General features: G+C 68.1%; 13 protein-coding genes. 1 reads left to right on the top strand and 12 read right to left on the bottom strand.

Annotated elements, in window-relative coordinates:
* The 7 genes from QZL87_RS17230 to fliE are packed head-to-tail and all read right to left on the bottom strand — an operon-like array spanning window position 1 to window position 6,563.
* Window positions 1-1,164, bottom strand: a complete 1,164-nt coding sequence (locus tag QZL87_RS17230; RefSeq protein ID WP_295321623.1) for a flagellar hook-length control protein FliK — start codon at window positions 1,162-1,164, stop codon at window positions 1-3.
* A complete protein-coding gene (locus QZL87_RS17225; protein WP_295321622.1) occupies window positions 1,161-1,607 on the bottom strand; it encodes a hypothetical protein in 447 nt (148 codons plus the stop codon). The genes QZL87_RS17230 and QZL87_RS17225 overlap by 4 nt, the downstream gene beginning before the upstream one ends.
* Window positions 1,604-2,935 (bottom strand): FliI/YscN family ATPase, encoded by a 1,332-nt coding sequence (locus QZL87_RS17220; protein WP_295321621.1) that lies wholly within the window; start codon window positions 2,933-2,935, stop codon window positions 1,604-1,606. Before QZL87_RS17220 ends, QZL87_RS17225 begins: the two co-directional genes overlap by 4 nt.
* On the bottom strand, window positions 2,932-3,531 hold the full coding sequence (locus QZL87_RS17215; protein ID WP_295321620.1) for a FliH/SctL family protein: 600 nt from the start codon (window positions 3,529-3,531) through the stop codon (window positions 2,932-2,934). The genes QZL87_RS17220 and QZL87_RS17215 overlap by 4 nt, the downstream gene beginning before the upstream one ends.
* Window positions 3,524-4,555 carry a flagellar motor switch protein FliG gene (fliG, locus tag QZL87_RS17210; RefSeq protein ID WP_295321619.1) on the bottom strand — a complete coding sequence of 344 codons (1,032 nt, stop codon included), beginning with the start codon at window positions 4,553-4,555 and terminating at the stop codon, window positions 3,524-3,526. Before fliG ends, QZL87_RS17215 begins: the two co-directional genes overlap by 8 nt.
* Window positions 4,548-6,206 carry a flagellar basal-body MS-ring/collar protein FliF gene (gene fliF / locus QZL87_RS17205; protein ID WP_295321618.1) on the bottom strand — a complete coding sequence of 553 codons (1,659 nt, stop codon included), beginning with the start codon at window positions 6,204-6,206 and terminating at the stop codon, window positions 4,548-4,550. The genes fliG and fliF overlap by 8 nt, the downstream gene beginning before the upstream one ends.
* A gap of 3 nt (window positions 6,207-6,209) precedes the next feature.
* Entirely contained in the window at window positions 6,210-6,563 is a 354-nt protein-coding gene (fliE, locus tag QZL87_RS17200; protein ID WP_295321617.1) for a flagellar hook-basal body complex protein FliE, read from the bottom strand.
* Between the two features lie 249 nt (window positions 6,564-6,812).
* On the opposite strand from fliE, the gene QZL87_RS17195 reads away from it, so the two are divergent.
* On the top strand, window positions 6,813-7,631 hold the full coding sequence (locus QZL87_RS17195) for a flagellin (protein WP_295321616.1): 819 nt from the start codon (window positions 6,813-6,815) through the stop codon (window positions 7,629-7,631).
* A gap of 352 nt (window positions 7,632-7,983) precedes the next feature.
* Here QZL87_RS17195 and QZL87_RS17190 read toward each other — a convergent pair whose 3' ends face one another.
* The 5 genes from QZL87_RS17190 to QZL87_RS17170 all read right to left on the bottom strand — a co-directional run bounded on the left by QZL87_RS17190 (window position 7,984) and on the right by QZL87_RS17170 (window position 18,305).
* A complete protein-coding gene (locus tag QZL87_RS17190; protein ID WP_295321615.1) occupies window positions 7,984-11,256 on the bottom strand; it encodes an error-prone DNA polymerase in 3,273 nt (1,090 codons plus the stop codon).
* The gene (locus QZL87_RS17185; protein WP_295321614.1) at window positions 11,253-12,791 is read right to left on the bottom strand and encodes a DNA polymerase Y family protein; all 1,539 of its coding nucleotides are present in this window, start codon (window positions 12,789-12,791) and stop codon (window positions 11,253-11,255) included. Before QZL87_RS17185 ends, QZL87_RS17190 begins: the two co-directional genes overlap by 4 nt.
* The gene (locus tag QZL87_RS17180) at window positions 12,694-13,482 is read right to left on the bottom strand and encodes a hypothetical protein (protein WP_295321613.1); all 789 of its coding nucleotides are present in this window, start codon (window positions 13,480-13,482) and stop codon (window positions 12,694-12,696) included. Before QZL87_RS17180 ends, QZL87_RS17185 begins: the two co-directional genes overlap by 98 nt.
* Window positions 13,483-13,710: 228 nt before the next feature.
* On the bottom strand, window positions 13,711-15,114 hold the full coding sequence (locus QZL87_RS17175) for an efflux transporter outer membrane subunit (protein ID WP_295321612.1): 1,404 nt from the start codon (window positions 15,112-15,114) through the stop codon (window positions 13,711-13,713).
* Window positions 15,111-18,305 (bottom strand): efflux RND transporter permease subunit, encoded by a 3,195-nt coding sequence (locus QZL87_RS17170; protein WP_295321611.1) that lies wholly within the window; start codon window positions 18,303-18,305, stop codon window positions 15,111-15,113. Before QZL87_RS17170 ends, QZL87_RS17175 begins: the two co-directional genes overlap by 4 nt.
* Window positions 18,306-18,308 lie beyond the last annotated feature (3 nt).

The raw sequence follows: 18,308 nt of genomic DNA, 5'->3' as shown, positions 1-18,308 counted from the left end.
TCAGGCGAAGCGGCCGCGGCGGTCGGCGGCGCGGCCTTCGCTATCGGTTTCTGGGCGCGGCTCGGCGCGCTGGGTGGCGGTTTCGATGAGGTGCGCGGGATCGGGCGCGGTTCCGCGGCCCTGGCCTTGCGATTGACGTCCGGTCTCGCCCGGGGTGCAGGTCACTTCGGCGCCGGCGACGCGGACGCCCTGCTGGCGCAGTTCTTCGACGAGACGGCCCTGCGCGGCGGTGACGATCGTCGCGGTCGCTTCATGGTGCGTGTCCATCTTCAGCGCGACGCCCTCGTCCCCCATTTGCATCGCGACGTCGAGCCGGCCCAGATGACGCGGCATCAGGCGAAAGCTGATGTCGCCGCTGTCCGACCTGGTCGCGGCGATGTCGCGCGCGAGCTGATCGATCCACGCGCCGTCGCTGTCCATGTCGAGCACGCGCTCGGCGAGCTGGACCGGTGCGGTGGCGACGGCCGCGACGGTCGCACCCGGAGCGGCGGGCTGAGCGAAGAGGATCGTCATCGACGGCGCGGCGTCGACGGGCTTGGCGGCTGGGGCTTCGGCGCCGGTCAGGACCGGCATCGGCGTCGCTGGATCGCGCGGGCGCGGAACGACGGGCGTTGCCGGTGCATCGGTCTCGGCCCGAACCTGCGACGCCTCGACCGGCCTGGCGGGCTTCGCGGCGGTCGGAAAGGCTGCGGCCACGATCGCGGCCGGATCGGTTGCCGGAGCGGCGTTGGGGACGGCATCTCCCATTTCCGCCGTATCGGGGGCGGCGTCCGCTTCGGCTTCGATCGATACCGGCTTGCCGGACGCGGTTGCCGAACCGGGGGCGCCGCCGCCCAGCGCGACCAGCAGGGTCGCGGCCAGCGCGGCGGCGTCGGCTTCGGCCGGCTCGGTTTTGACGACCGGCGCTTCGACCCTCACGCTGTCCTCGAGCGGCGGCGTGTCGATTTGCGGAACCACGGCATCGGCCCCCGGCGCGGGGTCGAACTTGATCGTTGCGGCCGCGCTGGTCGCCGGAGCCGCCGCAACGGGCGCCGCGGCGAGCAGCTGGTCGAAACCGGAGTTTTCGCTGCCGCCATCGGGAAGCTGGCCGATATTGGCGAGAAAAGTCGCGAAACCCGCGGGCATCGCGCCCTGCGGCTGGGGAAGGGCGGGGGCGCTCATCATGCCGCGCCGCCTTCGATCAGGCGCAGGCGCATGCCCGTCCGCGGGCGGTGCGGACGGTTGGCGTCGTCGCGCCGCTCCTGCTCGGCCTCGGCCGACTTGCGGCTGCGCTCATAGAGGCGCACCGCCGATTCTTCCCGAACCATCGCGCTCTGCGCGCGCGCACCCATCTCGTCGCGGCGCTGGCTCGCATTGCTCAGCGGCGCGGTCAGGCTTTCCTGCGCGATGTCGAGCCGCATCGCGAGCTCGCCGATCGTGTTGAGCGCGCGGCCGGCGACCGCACCTTTCGCCATCGCGAGGTCGACGCGCAGCGTTTCGAGCCGCTTGGCGAGTTCGACCAGATTCGCCAGCTCGCCATTGGCGCGCGCCAGATTGGCCTCCGCCATCTGATGTTCGACGGAGCGCACGCGGATGATGCGTTTGCGGCGTGCGGTGCGGGCGTTCATGCGGAATATCCTTCGATCAGGGCTTGGCGGGAAATGTCGAAATCGACCTGCGCTTTGGCAGGCTGGGAAACATAGGCGAGCTGGTCGGCGTGGCGGGCGATCGCGGTGTCGAGCACCGGATCGGCACCGGCGACGTAAGCGCCCATCAGCATCAGGTCGCGATTCTCTTCATAGAGCGACCAGAGCTGGCGGAAGCGCGCGGCGGCGGCGGCATGTTCGGGGTCGACCGAATCGACCATCGTGCGCGACAGCGATCGCGCGACGTCGATCGCGGGATAGACGCCCTGTTCGGCGAGCGCGCGCGACAGGATGATATGGCCGTCGACGATCGCGCGCGCGGAATCGACGACGGGGTCGTCGATGTCGCCGCCATCGGCGAGCACCGTATAGAGCGCGGTGACCGAGCCGCCGGTTTCGCGGTCGATGCCGGCGCGCTCGCACAGCGAGGGGATGAGCGCGAAGACCGACGGCGGATAGCCCTTCATCGTCGGCGGTTCGCCGAGCGTCAGGCCGATCTCGCGCTGCGCATGCGCGACGCGGGTCAGGCTGTCGATGAGGAGCAGCACCTTCTTGCCCTCGGCACGAAAGGCCTCGGCGATCGCGGTCGCGCGCATCGCGGCGCGCAGGCGCAGCAGCGGCGGATGGTCGGCGGGGACCGCGACGACGACCGATTTCTTGCGCACCTCGGGGGGCAGCTTTGTCTCGACGAAGTCGCTGACCTCGCGGCTGCGCTCGCCGATCAGCCCGACGACGATGACGTCGCATTCGGTGCCCGCGATCATCTGGCCCATCAGCACCGACTTGCCGACGCCCGAGCCCGCGATGATCGCGACGCGCTGGCCTTCGCCGACGGTGAGCAGGCCGTTGATCGCGCGCACGCCCATGTTGAGCGCGCGGGTGACGCGGCCGCGGCGCAGCGGATTGACCTTGCGGCCCGCAAGCGGCCACTGGAATTGCGATTTGATCGCCGGGCGGCCGTCGAGCGGGTTACCCTGCGCGTCCATGATGCGGCCGAGCAGCGCCTTGCCGACCGGGACCATGCTCGACGCGCCGTGCGGCTCGACCGGCGCGCCGGTGACGAGCGGCTTGCCCGCGTCGAACGGGAGGACGAGGCTGCGGTGGCCGCGAAAGCCGACCACTTCGCCATAGACATAATCATTGTCGGCCGACCGGATGCGGACATTGCTGCCGAGCGGCATCGGGAAACCCGACACTTCGAGCATGATCCCCTCGTGCGAGACGAGCGTGCCGATACGGCGCGGGCTGGCGTGCGCCAGGTCGACGGGGTCGAGCAATTGCTGCGCCGAAAGGGCGAGGCGGCGCGTCATGCGGCTTCGCTTTCGCCGAGCGCGGCGCGCAGTTCCTCGAGATAGACCGCGCGGCCATGCTCGATCCAGCCGGTGGAGGTTTCGATGCGCACGGTGCCGCGCATCATCGCCGGATCGCTTTCGATCGCCATCGCCAGCGGCGCGTCGGCGAGCAGGGCGGCATCGTCGGGATGGACCCAGAGCGTGCGTGCCTTGTCGGCGTCGGCGATCATCGCCGCGGCGGTCTCGACCTGCGCCTGCAGCCATTCGGCGTCGATCGGCGCGGTGGCGACGATCTGGCGGACGAGGCGTTCGACGGTCGCGGCGATCAGCTGCGCCAGTTCCTCGCTCGGCTCGTCCTGCAACGCCTCGGCGCCGGCGAGCAGCGCGAGCAGCTGGTGGCGCTCGGCGACGAAGGCGGCTTCGGCGAGGCGCTGGCCTTCGGCGAGCCCGAGCGCGAAGGGATCCTCGAGGTCGATTTCGCCCGGGCTTTCGGGCTCCGCGGGCGCGTCCGGGATTGCGGGCGCGAAGGACAGCGGGCGAAAGCCGCCGTTTCGCGTCATCGCGTCGGTGAGGGCAACGGGGGCGAAGCCCGTTTCGGCGGCGCGATCAGACATAATCGTCGCTTCCGCCCGCGATCATGATCTCGCCGGCCGCCGCCATCTGGCGCACGATCTGCATCACGCTCTTCTGCGCGTCGTCGACGTCGGCGCGCTTGACCATCGTCATCTCGTCCATCTCGTCGCGGATCGTTTCGGCGGCGCGCTGCGACATGGTGGCGAGGCACATATCGACCATATCCGCATCGGCGCCCTTGAGCGCGATCGCGAGCTGCGCGGCGTCGACCGAGCGCAGCACGCTGCTGAGGCTCTTCTTGTCGAGGTCGCGTAGATTTTCGAAGATGAACATCTCTTCCTCGATCGTTTGGGCGAGGATGCGGTCGTGCTTCTTGAGCGCGCGGATCGTGCGCTCGCTGAGCTGCTTGGGCATCTTCTTCATGATCTTGGCGACGTCGCTCGGGCCGCCGATCGTCTGCTTGGCGACGCGCTGGCCGTCGACATTGGCGCTCGCGAGCACCGATTCGAGGTCCTCGATCGCCGCGGCGGGGACCGAGGTGAGCATCGCGGCGCGCAGCACCAGATCGGCCTGCAGCAGTTCGTCGAGCGTTTCGATCGCGCGCGCGGCGACGTCGGGGACGAGCACCGACAGGATCAGCGCGCCGACCTGCGGATGCTCGCTCGCGAGCAGGCCGCTGATCGCATCGACGTCCATCCAGCGCAGCATTTCGAGCGAGGCGGCGCTGCGCTGCGGCGCGACGGCGGCGAGGATATTGTCGGCGCGGACATTGCCCACCGCCTCGTTGATCACGGTGCGGATGCGCGTGTCGGCGCCGATCGCGAGCGCGCTGACGTCGCGGCTGCGCGTCACGAAGCGGTCGAGCGCCTGCCCGATCTGCTGCTCGCTGGCGTTGGCGGTGTCGAACATCGCCTTCGCGAGCTGGCGCACTTCGTCGGGATCGAGCTGCTTCAGGATCGTCGCGGCCTCGCTTTCATCGAGCAGCATCAGCAGGATCGCGGCGGCGGCCGATCCTTCGATCGCCGGCATCGCGGGCGCGTTGTCGAGTTCGGCGACCTCAGGCACGGGCGCCCTCCTGCATCAGATGGCGGACGACGAGCGCGGCGCGCGCCGAATCCTGGCGGACGAAGGCGCGGACCAGATTGGCGCGCGCTTCATAGCTCGGCGCCTGTTCGATCATCTCGAGGGTGATTTCGCGATGGTTCGATCCGCCGGCGAGCGCCGGGCGGTCGGTCGCGGCGAGCAGCGACGCTTCGAGCTCCTGATTCTGTTCGGCGCGCCTGGCGGCGCGTTCCTTCGCGGCGCGGATCATCGGGCGGCCGATGAACAGGAAGGCGAGCAGCGCGGCGAGAATCGCGCCGACCTGCTTGACGAGCGGCAGGAACCAGCCCTGATCGTAAAAGGCCGGTTCGCTGTTCTCGACGGGGGCGAAGGGGCGCTGGCTGATCGCGACGAGGTCGCCGCGCGTGGCGTCATAGCCGATCGCGCCTTTGACGAGGCTGTCGATCTTGGTCAGGTCGGCCTGCGTCAGCGCCTTCTTGCCCTGATTGAGCGCGACGGCGACCGAGACGCGGCGCAGCCTGCCCTGCGGCGAATGGGTGACCGAAATCTCGCGGCCGACCTCATAGGCGCGCGCGGCGTTTTCGTTGCTTTCGATGCCGGGCGCCGGGGCGCCGGGCGCGGCTGGCTGCGGCCCCTCGGCGGTGACCGTCGTCGCCTGCGGCGGCTGGTTCGACAGCGCACCGGGGATGCCGACGGCGGGCGCGCTCGTCCCGCTCGTCGAACGGGTGATGCGTTCGCTGGTCAGCGCGCGGTCGTTCTCGGGGAAGCTTTCGCGCGTCGCCTGGCTTTCGGACATGTCGACGTCGGCGTGGACCTCGACCGTGTAATTGCCGGCGCCGAGCATCGGGCCGAGCAACGTGTCGAGAGCGCGGCGAAAGCGGTCCTCGATCTGCAATTGCAGCTGGAACGCCTTCATGTCGCTGCCGCTCGCGGTATCGGAAAGCAGCGCGCCGCGCTGGTCGATCACCGACACCTGATCGGCGTTCATGCCGGGCACCGACGAGGCGACGAGGAAGCGGATCGCCTGCACCTGCCCGTCGCTGAGCGAGCGGCCGTTCTGGAGAGTGAGCATCACCGACGCGGTGGCGGGCTTATCGTCGCGGACGAACAGGCTCGGTTCGGCGGCGGCGACATGGACGCGCGCGCTCTTGACCGCGTCGATCGTCTCGATCGTGCGCGACAGGTCGGCTTCGCGCGCCGAGCGCAGCGCCTCGCCCTCGATCGCGCGGCTCGACCCCATGGGCAGCGAGGCGATCAGGCTGTCGCCGCTCGGCGCCGCCTTGGGAAGGCCCTGTCCGGCGAGCGCGATGCGCGCCTGATGCAGCTTGTCGGCGTCGACGGTCAGCGCGCCGGTCGAGGCGTCGATGCTGTGCGCGATGCCCTGCGATTGCAGCGCCTCGGCGACCGCCGCCTTGTCGGCGTCGTCGAGCCCGGCGAAGAGCTGCGCCTGCGGCGCCGCCTGCATCGTGAAATAGGCGAGCGCGGCGATGCCGATCGCCGAAGTCATCGCGATCGCGGGCAGCGCGCGCTGGACGGCGGGCTGGCGGATGAATTGCGTGAAGGGGGCGAGGCGGCCGCCAAGGACGGGGAGGCGGTTCGCGGCGCCATCGTCCCTCGAATTGGGGACGGGGGTCAGGATTTGTGCTTCGGCCATGGATTACACCGGCATGTTCATGATGTCGCGATAGGCGGACAGCAGCTTGTTGCGGACTTGCAGGGTGGTTTCGAAGCCGAGCGAGGCCTTCTGGCGCTCGATCATCACGCTGACGATGTCGTGCGTATCGCCGCGTTCATAGGCTTCGCTGATCTGGCTCGCCTTCGACTGCTGGGCGTTGACCTGTTGCAGCGCATTGTTGATCGCCGCGCCGAAATCGGGAGTTCCCCCGGCGCCCTCGACGCCGCCTTCGGCCGCGCCGATGCCGCCGCGCCCGGCGGCGCGCTGCAACGCCTGATTCTGATTGAGGATCGAACTGCGCATCTGCAGCAGCCGGCTCGGGTCAATCGTGCTCATTGCTTCTCATCCGTCCTGTTGCGCGGCGGTCTGCCGCACGCACAAAGAAGAATGCAAAGCTCGTGCCAAAAAAATTTATATAATATTTTTCGTGGCTTAGATCGCCATGGCGAGGGCGGCCGGCTGCTTCCGGCATTTTTTTGACGCGCCGGGCTTAAGCGCCGCCGCCGCTCGCCGTTACTGGCTTCGTGACCGCTCCTCGAGCCCTCACATCACGGGAATGGCCGTCGAGGCCGGAAAGGAACAAAGATGACTGTCATCAACACCAATGTGAGCGCGCTTCGCGCCCAGAATAATTCGCGTGTCGCCAACCAAATGCAGTCGCAGGCGATGGAACGCCTGTCGAGCGGCAAGCGCATCAACAGCGCGAAGGACGACGCCGCCGGCCTCGCCATCGCGACCCGCATGGACGCCAGCGCCCGCGGCCTGACCCAGGCGATCCGCAATGCCAACGACGGCATTTCGCTTGCCCAGACCGCCGACAGCGCCGCCGGCAGCATCTCGGACATCCTCGTCCGCATGCGCGAACTGGCGATGCAGGCCTCGACGGGCACGCTGAGCGACGACGACCGTACGCTGGTGCAGGAAGAAGTTACCGCACTGATTTCGCAGATCGGCGACGTCGCGACCCGTACTACCTTCAACGACAATGTGCTGCTCAACGGCAGCGTCGCCGCGGGCTTCGACATCCAGACGGGTCTGGACTCGGGTCAGGTCGTGAACATCACGATCGCCGATCTGCAGGCGACGGCGCTTGGCGTCGACGGGCTCGACTTCTCGACCGCAGCGGGTGCGCAGGGCGCGCTTGCGACGCTCGACACGGCGATCGACACGGTTGCGACCGAACGCGCCAACCTGGGTGCCCAGCAGAACCGCCTGACTTCGGCTGTCGACAATTTGACGTCGAGCGTCACGAATCTGTCGGAATCGAAGTCGCGCATCGAAGACGCCGATTTCTCGGTCGAATCGACGAACCTCGCGGCCGCCGGCATTCTGGCGCAGGCATCGACCGCGATGCTCGCCCAGGCGAACCAGAGCTCGCAGGGCGTGATGAACCTGCTCCGCTAAGCTTCGCGAAAATTTCAGGCTATATTCGGTTGGTCCCTTAGATAGCCTGATACGACGCCCCGGCCCCCACAGCCGGGGCGTCTTTTATTGGGCGAGCGCCGCGATCCGTCGTCGCGGCAGCTTTCGGCTGGTTGCGGACATAGAGAGAAGAAAGCCCCTCCCCTTCAGGGGAGGGGTTGGGGTGGGGGTCATCGGCCTTGCGCTAGGCCGATGGCCCCCACCCCACTGCGACTAGGCAGCAAGCTGCCAAGTCTTCGTTGCCCCTCCCCTGAAGGGGAGGGGCTTAATGGAACCTAACGTCCGCTCCCCACCCCCAAGCCGGCGCGCCTGCAATCCGTGCAGCCCGTCTGCCTCAATGAAAGTCGCGTGACTTGGGCAGGATGCGGACGTTGCGCGGATGGCCGTGCCGCGCCGCATGGCCGCGCGGCGGCTGCGGAGGCTTGGCCGCGTCGGCCTGGCAAATGTCGGGATCGCCGCGCTGGTCGCTCCCCAGCCTGTCGAGCATTGCCGTCCGGTCGACGATGCGCGTCGCCATCAGGTGGATCACCCCTTCCTTGCTCCGCTGCACCTCGCCCTCGGCGAGCATCAGCCGCGACGCCATCACCGCGCGGCGCTGGCGCTCGAAATGGCGCGCCCACAGCAGGATGTTCACGATCCCGCTCTCGTCCTCGAGCGTGATGAAGATCGCATTGCCCTTGCCCGGCCGCTGGCGGATCAGCACGACGCCGGCGGTGCGGACGATCGACCCGTTCTTCGCCGCGGCGACCCCGGCCGCGCTCAGCACGCCCTCGCGTGCGAAGTCACGGCGCAGAAAGGCCATCGGATGGCCCTTCAGCGACAGGCGCGTCGTCTGATAATCGGTGAGCACATGCTCGACGAGCGGCGTCGGCGGCAGCGCGGCATCCTCCTCCGCCCCCAGCTCGTCCGCCCCGGCGGCGCCGAACAGCGGCAACACCCCCTGCCGCACCCGCCGCGCATCCCATAATGCCGGGCGCCGATCGAGCCCCATCGACCGGCACGCATCGGCATCGGCAAGCAGGCGCAGCGCGCGCGCGGGAAGATTGGCGCGGCGCGCCAGTTCCTCGACCGAGGCGAAAGGCGTCATACGCGCATCGACGATCTGTTTCGCCCATTCCTCGCGAAACCCGTCGACTTGGCGAAAGCCGAGCCGGAGCGCGAGGCTGCCATCGTCCCTTCGCTCGAGACTATTGTCCCAGCCGCTCGCATTGACATCGGCCGCGCGTACCTCGACCCCATGTTCGCGCGCATCGCGCACGAGCTGCGCGGGGGCGTAGAAGCCCATCGGCTGCGAATTGAGGATGCCGCACGCGAAGACGGCGGGGTGGTAATGCTTGATCCATGAGGAGACATAGACGAGCCGCGCGAAGGACTGGGCGTGGCTTTCGGGAAAGCCGTAGCTGCCGAACCCCTCGATCTGTTTGAAACAGCGTTCGGCGAAGTCCTGCTTGTAGCCGCGCCGCACCATGCCTCCGACCATCTTCTCCCGGAAATTGTCGATCGTCCCGACATTGCGGAAGGTCGCCATCGCACGGCGTAGACCGTTCGCCTCTTCGGGTGTGAAACCCGCGGCGACAATGGCGAGCTTCATCGCCTGTTCTTGGAACAGGGGAACGCCGTAGGTGTCGCCCAAAACATCGACAAGCTCGTCTTGCGGATACTGAGGGGCAGGGGAGGGGTAATCCACCTTCTCCTCTTGATTCCGTCTGCGAAGATAGGGGTGCACCATATCCCCCTCGATCGGACCGGGGCGAACGATTGCCACTTGAACGACGAGATCATAAAATTTTTCAGGCCTCAGGCGCGGTAGCATGTTGATCTGAGCGCGGCTTTCGACCTGAAAGACGCCGATGCTGTCGCCCTTGCAGAGCATCCGGTAAACAGCCGGATCCTTGCAATCGATGTCGAGTTCGAGCGTATGATTCCCTAGTCCATACTCGCGCATGAGGTCGTAGCATTTGCGGATACAGGTCAGCATACCGAGCGCGAGCACATCGACCTTCATCAACCCGAGTGCATCGATGTCGTCCTTGTCCCATTCGATGAAGGTGCGGCCGTCCATCGCGGCATTATGAATCGGCACCAGCTCATCGAGCGGTCCTTCGGTCAGCACGAAGCCGCCGACATGCTGCGACAGATGGCGCGGGGCTTTGAGCAATTCACCAACGAAGCGGTGTAGCCGCTCGATCTCCCCATTGTGCGGATTGAGGCCGGCTTCGACGAGCCGTTCGATCGGCACCTCGTCGCCCCAGCTTCCCCAGCTCGTGTCGGCGAGCCGCGCGGTGACGTCCTCGCTGAGACCCAGTGCCTTTCCGACTTCGCGGATCGTGCTGCGCGGTCGATAGTGGATGACCGTCGCCGCGATTGCGGCGCGCTCGCGGCCATAGCGGTCGTAGATATGCTGAATGACTTCCTCGCGCCGTTCATGTTCGAAGTCGACGTCGATATCGGGGGGCTCGTCGCGCTCGGCCGAAACAAAGCGCGAGAAGAGTAATTTATGTTCAATCGGGTCGACCGAGGTGACGCCGAGGAGGAAGCACACGATCGAATTGGCGGCCGACCCGCGGCCCTGACACAGAATGGGCGGCTTCTGAGAGCGAGCGAAACGGACGAGATCGTAGACCGTCAGGAAATAATAGACATAGTCCCGCCGTCTGATCAGTCGAAGCTCGTTGCCGATCAGCTTTCGGACCTTTCGGTCGAGAGGCGTGCCGTAACGCTTCTCTGCTGCGGTCTTCACCAGATGATGGAGATAGTTGAAAGGTTTCCATCCCGGTGGCACCGGCTCGTGCGGATATTCGTAGCGCAAATCGTCGAGGCGAAAGCCGATGCGTGCGAGCAGCTTTGTGCTTGCTTCGATTGCCTTCGGATAACCTTCGAACAGGCGTTTCATCTCGGCGGGCGCTTTCAGATAACGCTCGCCATTGGCGCGAAGCAGCCTGCCGGCTTTCGAGATCGTCGTGCCCTCGCGGATGCAGGTGATGATATCGTGAAGCGGGCGCTGTTTCCTGGTTGCATAAAGCGCGTCGTTGGTCGCGAGCAGGGGAACGCCGGTTGCCGCCGACACGCGCTGGAGTTCGGCCAGCCGGCGCGCGTCGGCGCCCGATTGCGGCATCGTGGCCGCCAGCCAGACCGACTTCGGTCGCTTGCTTTTGAGGGTGCGGAGCAACTCCTCGTCGCCTTCCAGCGCGATGAGGAGGAGATCGTCGCAATGATCGAGCAGGTCTTCGAGATGGAGAATGCAGTCGCCCTTTTGCGCGCGCAGGTTTCCCGTCGACAGAAGGCGCGTCAGTCTTCCCCAGCCTTGGCGATCGACGGGATAGGCGACGATGTCGGGGGTGCCGTCGGCGAAGACGAGCCGCGCGCCCACCACCAGCCGGAAGTCTGCCACCATCTCGGGCTGTTTGACCTGCTGCTCCTTCAGAAAGGCCCACGCCCGCACCACCCCCGCGACGCTGTTGCGGTCGGCGATGCCGATGCCTTTCATGCCGAGGGCGAGGGCCTGCGCGACCATCTCGTGCGGATGCGATGCGCCGCGCAGGAAACTGTAATTGGTCGCGGCGACCAGCTCGGCGAAGCCGGGCTCGGTTTCGGGCGCATCGCTCATGCGAAGACCCCGTGGATATACCAGCGCGGGTCGGGCTTTTCGTCGTAGAGACCGTGACGGAAGAGCCAGAAGCGGCGGCCCTGCGCGTCCTCGACGCGGTAATAGTCGCGCGTCAGCCCGCCATTGTCGCGGCGGCGCCACCATTCGGCGGCGATGCGTTCGGGGCCTTCGTAGCGGCGGATCGCGTGAAAGGCGCGGCGCCAGCGGAAACGCTGCGGGGGGCCGTCGGGCACCTCGGCGATCACCTCGATCGGCTGCGGCGGGTCGAAGAGATGGAAAGGGCGTGTCGGCGGTTCGCCTGGTTCGGGCGCCTGCCAAGGCAGCGGCGCGGGCGCGTCGATCGCGGGCAGCTCGAGCTGCGCCTGTTCGGGAATATGCGTGTCGGCGGGACGCAGCCGACGCACCCGCCCGCGCCCGAGCCGCGTCGCGAGCCGGTCGGCGAGTTCGTCGATCGCGGCCTCCTTCACGGCACCGCCCTCGAGCCCCAGCTGGCTTGCGCCGAGCGCCTCGAGCCGCGGCACCGCGAGACGGATCATGTCGAAGCCGAAACCGGGGTCGAGCGGGTCGGCGAGCCCGTCCATGCGTTCGGCGAAGAGGCGTATGACGAGGCCGGCGTCGCGCGTCGGGTGGCCGGTCTCGACCGCGATCGTCCGCGCGAGGCCATCGCTGCGAAAGAAGGTCGCGCGGAAATGACGCCCGCCCTTGCCGCGTTCGCCAAGCTCTTCGATCGCTTCGGCGGCGAGCTCGGCAAGCACTTTGGTCGCGTGCGCGCTACTGCCGAGCGGCTCGGCGAAGCGGCGTTCGGCGGCGACGGGCGGCGGCGTCACGCGCGGGTCGAGCGGGCTTGGCGCATCGCCCAATATGCGGCGCAGCGCCATTGCGGCGCCGGCGCCGAAGCGCGCGGCGAGGTTCGCCATCGGGCGGCTCGCGAGGTCGCCGATCGTCTTCAATCCCGCGCGCATGAGCGCGGTCGTCGCCTCGGGATCGAGTTCGAGCGCGGCGACGGGCAGACGGCGGATCGCGCCCGCTTCGTCGGGGGCGGGGCGCGCCTGATGGCGCGCGAGCGCGCGCGCGGCGTCGGCGGTCGGGCCGAGCGCGGGACGGAGCGTCATGCCGAGCCGCGCGAAGCGCATCTCGATGTCGGCGATCAGCCCCGTCTCGCCGCCGAAGAGATGCGCGGCGCCCGCGATGTCGAGGATCAGCCCGTCGGGCGCATCGAGCGCGACGAGCGGCGTGTAGCGCGCGCAGCCCTGCGCGAGCCGGTCGAGCCATTCCGCATCGCGCACCGGATCGTGCGGCACGACCGTGAGCTCGCCGACCTGCGCGCGCGCATCGGCGAGCGGCATGCCCGGACGCAGCCCGACCGCGAGCGCGGCCGCATCGACGCTCGCGAGACGCATCGCGCCGCGCGCCTTCTCGGCGAAGACGAGCGGCGTGTCAGGCGGCCGCGGCGCCGCGCGAAGCCATCGTTCGGCGGGCAGGAAGGGGAAGAAGAGCGCCAGATAGCGCCGCGTCTTCGAAGCGTTTTTCGTCATGGTTCCAGTCCAGTCGCCAGCGCGTCCCCGCGGGGCCGCCGCGCCAGCGCAGCAATTCGAGATCGAAGGCGGGCGCGCCGGGGGCGTCGGCCTCGAGCGCGCGCGAGGGCGCGGCGGCGACGCTCCAGCGCGTTTCGGCGACGCTTGGCGCCGGGGCCGCGTTCAGGCGCAGCATCAACAGGGCCGTGCCCGCGTCGCGCGCGCCGAGCGCGAGGCGTCGCCCCGCGGTGAGATCGAGCAAAGGGAATTGGCCCCAGCTTTCGACGATCACCGCCGCCGATCCCGCACAGCGGACGGCATCATTGGCGCAGGCGAGCAGCATCTTGGGATCGGAGGCCTCGACGAGCAGCAACCGATCGGGATCGCCGCCGAGCTCGGCGATGCCGGGGGCATAGATGCGGCCACCGCGCCTGCCGGCATCGCACGTGCGCAGCCAGATCAGCGGCGCCGTGCCCGGGGTGCGCAGCGCGACCAGCGCGGCAAAGGCGGCGGCGCTCGTCGCGTCGAGCGCGTCGGCGGCGAAAAATTCATGGCAACGCCCGATCGCGAGCCCGCCGCCGAGCGCCGCGTCGAAGCGCGCGTCTCCGCTCGCCATCCGCCCCTCGGCCGGGCGGCTTTCGACGCCGCCACTGGCGGCGATCCCGGCGATGCGTTGGCGCAGCCCGGCGAGAGAGTGAGACGACTCGCGCATTATTTGTTCCTGATATGTTCTATTAGCGCGCGATTCAGGGCACCTGTCAAGACATCGGTGCTGCGCCAATTTGTTTCACGCGAAGACGCGAAGGCGCGAAGAGGTCGCGCTTGCCGCGAAGCGGCCCTCCTCTTTCGGCGATGCGGCCGGTCGCCGCCTTTGCTGAAGAAATGGGCCTATCGGCCCGAACCGTCTTCTTCGCGCCTTTGCGCCTTTGCGTGAGATAATCTAGCGCGCCGCCGCGTCACGCCCGGCGCTGCTGTCGCCGCCGAGCGCGCGGAAGAGGGCGATTCGCGTGTTGACGAGCAAAAGCTGCGTCGCGATCTCGCTCCGCCGCGCCGCATAGAGGCTGCGCTGTGCGTCGAGGCTGGAAAGAAAGCTGTCGACGCCGCCCTTGTAGCGCGCGTCGGTGAGCGTCGCGGTGTCGGCGGCGGCGGTGCTGTTGGCGGCGGCGGCGCGCGCGCGTTCGGCGATCGTGCCCTGCACCGCGAGCGCGTCGGCGACCTCGCGGAAGGCGGTCTGGATCGCGCCTTCATAGCCTGCGAGCGCGGCGTCGCGCTGCGCCTCGCTGACCGCGACCCCGGCGCGGCGGCCGCCGGCGTCGAAGATCGTCGCGCTTGCGTCGCCGCCCGCCGACCAGCTGAACGACCCGCTGTCGAACAGGCTACCGAGCGCGTCACTCGCGAAACCGAGCAAGCCGGTGAGCGAGATCGACGGGAAGAGCCGCGCGCGCGCGGCGCCGATGTCGGCGTTGGCGGCGCGCAGATCATATTCGGCCTCGATCACATCGGGGCGGCGCAGCAATATCTCGGAGCTGACCCCCGCGGGCAGCGACACGACCGAAGGCGTAACTTCGCTCAGGCTCGCAGGCAGCAGCGCGCGATCGACGTTGCCGCCGACGAGCAGGCGAATCAGATTCTCGTCCTGCGCGAGCGCGGTCCTCTGCTGCGCGATCGAATCCTCGGCGGTCGCGAGGATCTGCTCGGCCTGGCGCAGGTCGGTGCGCGGCGCGACGCCGCCGTCGAGGCGGGCTTTCGTCAGCCGCACACTTTCGCGCGCGTTGGCGGCGGTATCTTCGGCGATTTCCAGCAGGTCGCGGTCGGCGCCATAGGCCGCCCACGCCTCGGCGAGGCCCGCGATCAGCGCGAGGCGCACTGTGCGCGACGCCGCCTCGGTCGCGAGCGCGCGGTTGCGGTCGGCTTCGGCCAGATTGGCGAGGCGGCCGAACAGGTCGAGTTCGAAAGCAGTGACGCCGCCGCGCAGCGAGAAATCGCCGCTGCCGCTTGCATCGCCGCTATCCGAATAGCCCGCACCCGCGCTGACACCGAGTTCGGGAAATTGCCCCGATCGCGTGACACGGGCTTGTGCGCGCGCCGCGGCGACATTGGCATAGGCGGTGCGCAGGTCGCGGTTGCCGCCCAGCGCCTGCTCGATCAGCGCCTGCAGCCGCGCGTCGGTGAAGACGCTTTTATAGGAGAGGATCGGCAGCGTCGCCTCGCTTTGCAGCAGATAGGCGTCGCCGGCGGGCCAGCTTTGCGGCACCGGCGGCGCGGGCAGCACCGTCTTCGGCGCGAGCGAGCAGCCGGCGAGCGCGAGCGTGCCGGCAAGGAGGAGCGCGCGGGCGCCGATCATGCCGGCGCTCCCGCGGCGCCATCGCCCTTCTTCCTGCCGAAACGCGCGCGCATCGCGGCGAGTCCGTCGCGCACGCCGCGGCGCACGAGGACGAAGAAGAGCGGGATGAAGAAGATGGCGAGGAAGGCGGCGGTGAGCATGCCGCCGATCACCGAGGTGCCGATCGCGACGCGGCTGTTCGCGCCCGCGCCGGTCGCGATCGCGAGCGGCAGCACGCCGAAGATGAAGGCGAAGCTCGTCATCAGGATCGGACGCAGGCGGATGCGCGCCGCCTCGACGGCCGCCTCGATCACGCGCTTGCCCTTGCGTTCCTCCTGCTCGGCGAATTCGATCATCAGGATCGCATTCTTCGCCGCGAGCCCCATTGTCGTGAGCAGGCCGATCTGGAGATAGACGTCATTTTCGAGCCCGCGCAGATTCACCGCGAACACCGCGCCGATCAGCCCCAGCGGAATGACGAGGATCACCGCGAGCGGGATCGACCAGCTTTCGTAGAGCGCGGCGAGGCAGAGGAAGACGACGAGCAAAGACAGGCTGTACAGCAGCGGCGCCTGCCCCGAGGACAGGCGTTCCTCATAGGAGGAGCCCGACCAGGCGACGCTGGTGCCGGGAATCTGGTTCGCCATGCGCTCCATCTCGTCCATCGCCTCGCCCGAGCTGGTGCCGGGGGTCGGCTGGCCCGAGATTTCGAAGGCGGGAACGCCCTGAAAGCGCGAGCTGCTGCTCGGCGTCGTCGACCAGCCGATCGTGGCAAAGGCCGAGAAGGGCGACATCTGTCCGTCCGTGGAGCGCACGAACCATTGGCCGAGATCCTCTGGGCTGGCGCGATAGGGGGCGTCGCCCTGGACATAGACGCGCTTGACGCGGCCCTTGTCGATGAAATCATTGACGTAGCGGCCGCCCCACGCGGTCGCGAGCGTGTTGTTCACATCGCCATTGTCGATGCCATAGGCGGTCAGCCGCTGCGTATCGACGTCGATCTTGAGCGTTGAGACGTCGGGCAAGTCGGACAGGCGCACCGACGTCAGCTTGGGATTGTCGTTCGCCATCGCGAGCAGCCTGTCGCGCGCGGCGACGAAATCGTCGCGGCTCATCCCGCTGCGGTTCTGGAACTGCATCGTGAAGCCCGACGAATCGCCGAGGCCGCGCACCGCGCCTGGGACGAGCGCGAATATCTGCGCATCGCGTATCCCGGCGAGCGCGGCGCGTGCGCGCCCCGCGATCGCGTCGGCGCTGCGCTCCTCGCCCGGCCGCTCATCCCAATGGACGAGGTTGACATAGCCCTGGCCGGTATTCTGCCCGGCCGCGCCGCCGCCGCCGCCGCCGGCGATGAGGAACAGCGCCCCGACGTTCGCCTTTTCCTCGGTCAGCAGATATTTTTCGACCATGTCGCGCACTTCGATCGTGCGCGCCTGCGTCGCGCCCGCGGGCAGGCGGAACTGGATCGAGACGCGCCCCTGATCCTCATTGGGCAGGAAGCCGCCGGGCAGGCGGAGGAAGAGGAAGGCGAGGAGCGCGAGCAGCACGGCATAGATGGCGAGGAACAGCCACTTGCGGTCGACGACCTTGGTGACGCTGCCGACATAGCGGGCGACCGCGCCGTCGAAGCGCGTGTTGAAGCCATCCCTGGCGCGTTCGAGAAAGGCGTGGAAACGCGGAAAGCGGCTGTCCCCGGCGCCGTCGCCATTCTTGGGCTTGAGCAGGGTCGAGGTCAGCGCGGGGCTGAGGATCAAGGCGACGAGTACCGACAGCGCCATCGCCGACACGATCGTGACCGAAAATTGGCGATAGATGACGCCGGTCGACCCGCCGAAAAAGGCCATCGGCAGGAACACCGCCGACAGCACGAGCGCGATCGCGATCAGCGCGACCTGCAGTTCCTGCATCGACTGGATCGTCGCCTCGCGCGCCGACATGCCGGGATTCTCTTCCATCAACCGCTCGACATTCTCGACCACGACGATCGCGTCGTCGACGAGCAGCCCGATCGCGAGCGTCAGCCCGAACAGCGTCAGCGTGTTGATACTGAACCCCAGCAGATAGAAAATGCCGAAGGTGCCGAGCAGCACCACGGGCACCGCGATCGCGGGGATCAGCACTGCGCGCCAGCTTTGCAGGAAGACGAACATCACGAGGATCACGAGCAGGATCGCCTCCAGCAGCGATTTCTGCACCTCGCTGACCGACAGCTTGATGAAGGCGGTCGAATCATTGGCGTAGCTGTAGGCGAGGCCGTCGGGGAAATCGGCGGCGAGTTCGGTCATCCGCGCCTTGACGCGTTCGGCGGTTTCGAGCGCGTCGGACCCCGGCGACAGCGAGATCGACATGCCCGATCCGGGATGGCCGTTGACGCGGACGATCGCGCTGTAGCTTTCGGCGCCGATCTCGACCCGCGCGACATCCTTGATCCGCACCGACGCGCCGTCGGGCAGCGTCTTGAGCACGATATTCTCGAACTGTTCGGCGGTCTGCATCCGCGACTGGGCGGTGACCGTCGCGTTGAGCATCTGGCCCTCGGGCGCGGGCAGGCCGCCGACCTCGCCCGCCGCGACCTCGCTGTTCTGCGCGCTGATCGCCGCGACCACGTCGCTCGGCATCAGCGACATCGCCGCGAGCCGCTGGGGGTTCAGCCAGATGCGCATCGCGTGCGGCGACCCGAAGACATTGACGTCGCCGACGCCCTCGACGCGCGACAGCGGGTCCTGGATGTTCGACGACAGATAGTCGGACACGTCCTGGTTCGACCGCGTATCGGTCGTGTCATAGACGCCGACGAGCAGCAGCGAATCCGAATTGGACTTGGTGACGCGCACGCCCTGTGCCTGCACCTGCTGCGGCAGGCGCGAGACCGCCGACTGGATCTTGTTCTGGACCTGCACCTGCGCGATGTCGGGGTCGGTCCCTTTCACGAAGATCGCGGTGATGTCCGCGCGCCCGCGCGAGCTCGATTGCGAGCTGAAATAGAGGAGACCGTCGATCCCGGTCAGCTGCTGTTCGAGTACCTGCGTGACGCTGTTCTCGATCGTTTCGGCCGATGCGCCGGGATAGGAGGCGCGGATATTGACCTGCGTCGGCGCGATGTCGGGATATTGCTCGATCGGCAGCGAAAAGAGCGCGCCGATGCCGCCGAGCATGACGATGATCGCCAGCACCCAGGCGAAGATCGGCCGGTTGATGAAAAGACGCGACATGAC

Origin of the sequence: uncultured Sphingopyxis sp. (assembly GCF_900078365.1) — a bacterium.
Lineage (GTDB): Bacteria > Pseudomonadota > Alphaproteobacteria > Sphingomonadales > Sphingomonadaceae > Sphingopyxis.
The sequence above is the reverse complement of the archived record's forward strand: the minus strand, read 5'-3'. Positions and strand labels throughout refer to the sequence as shown.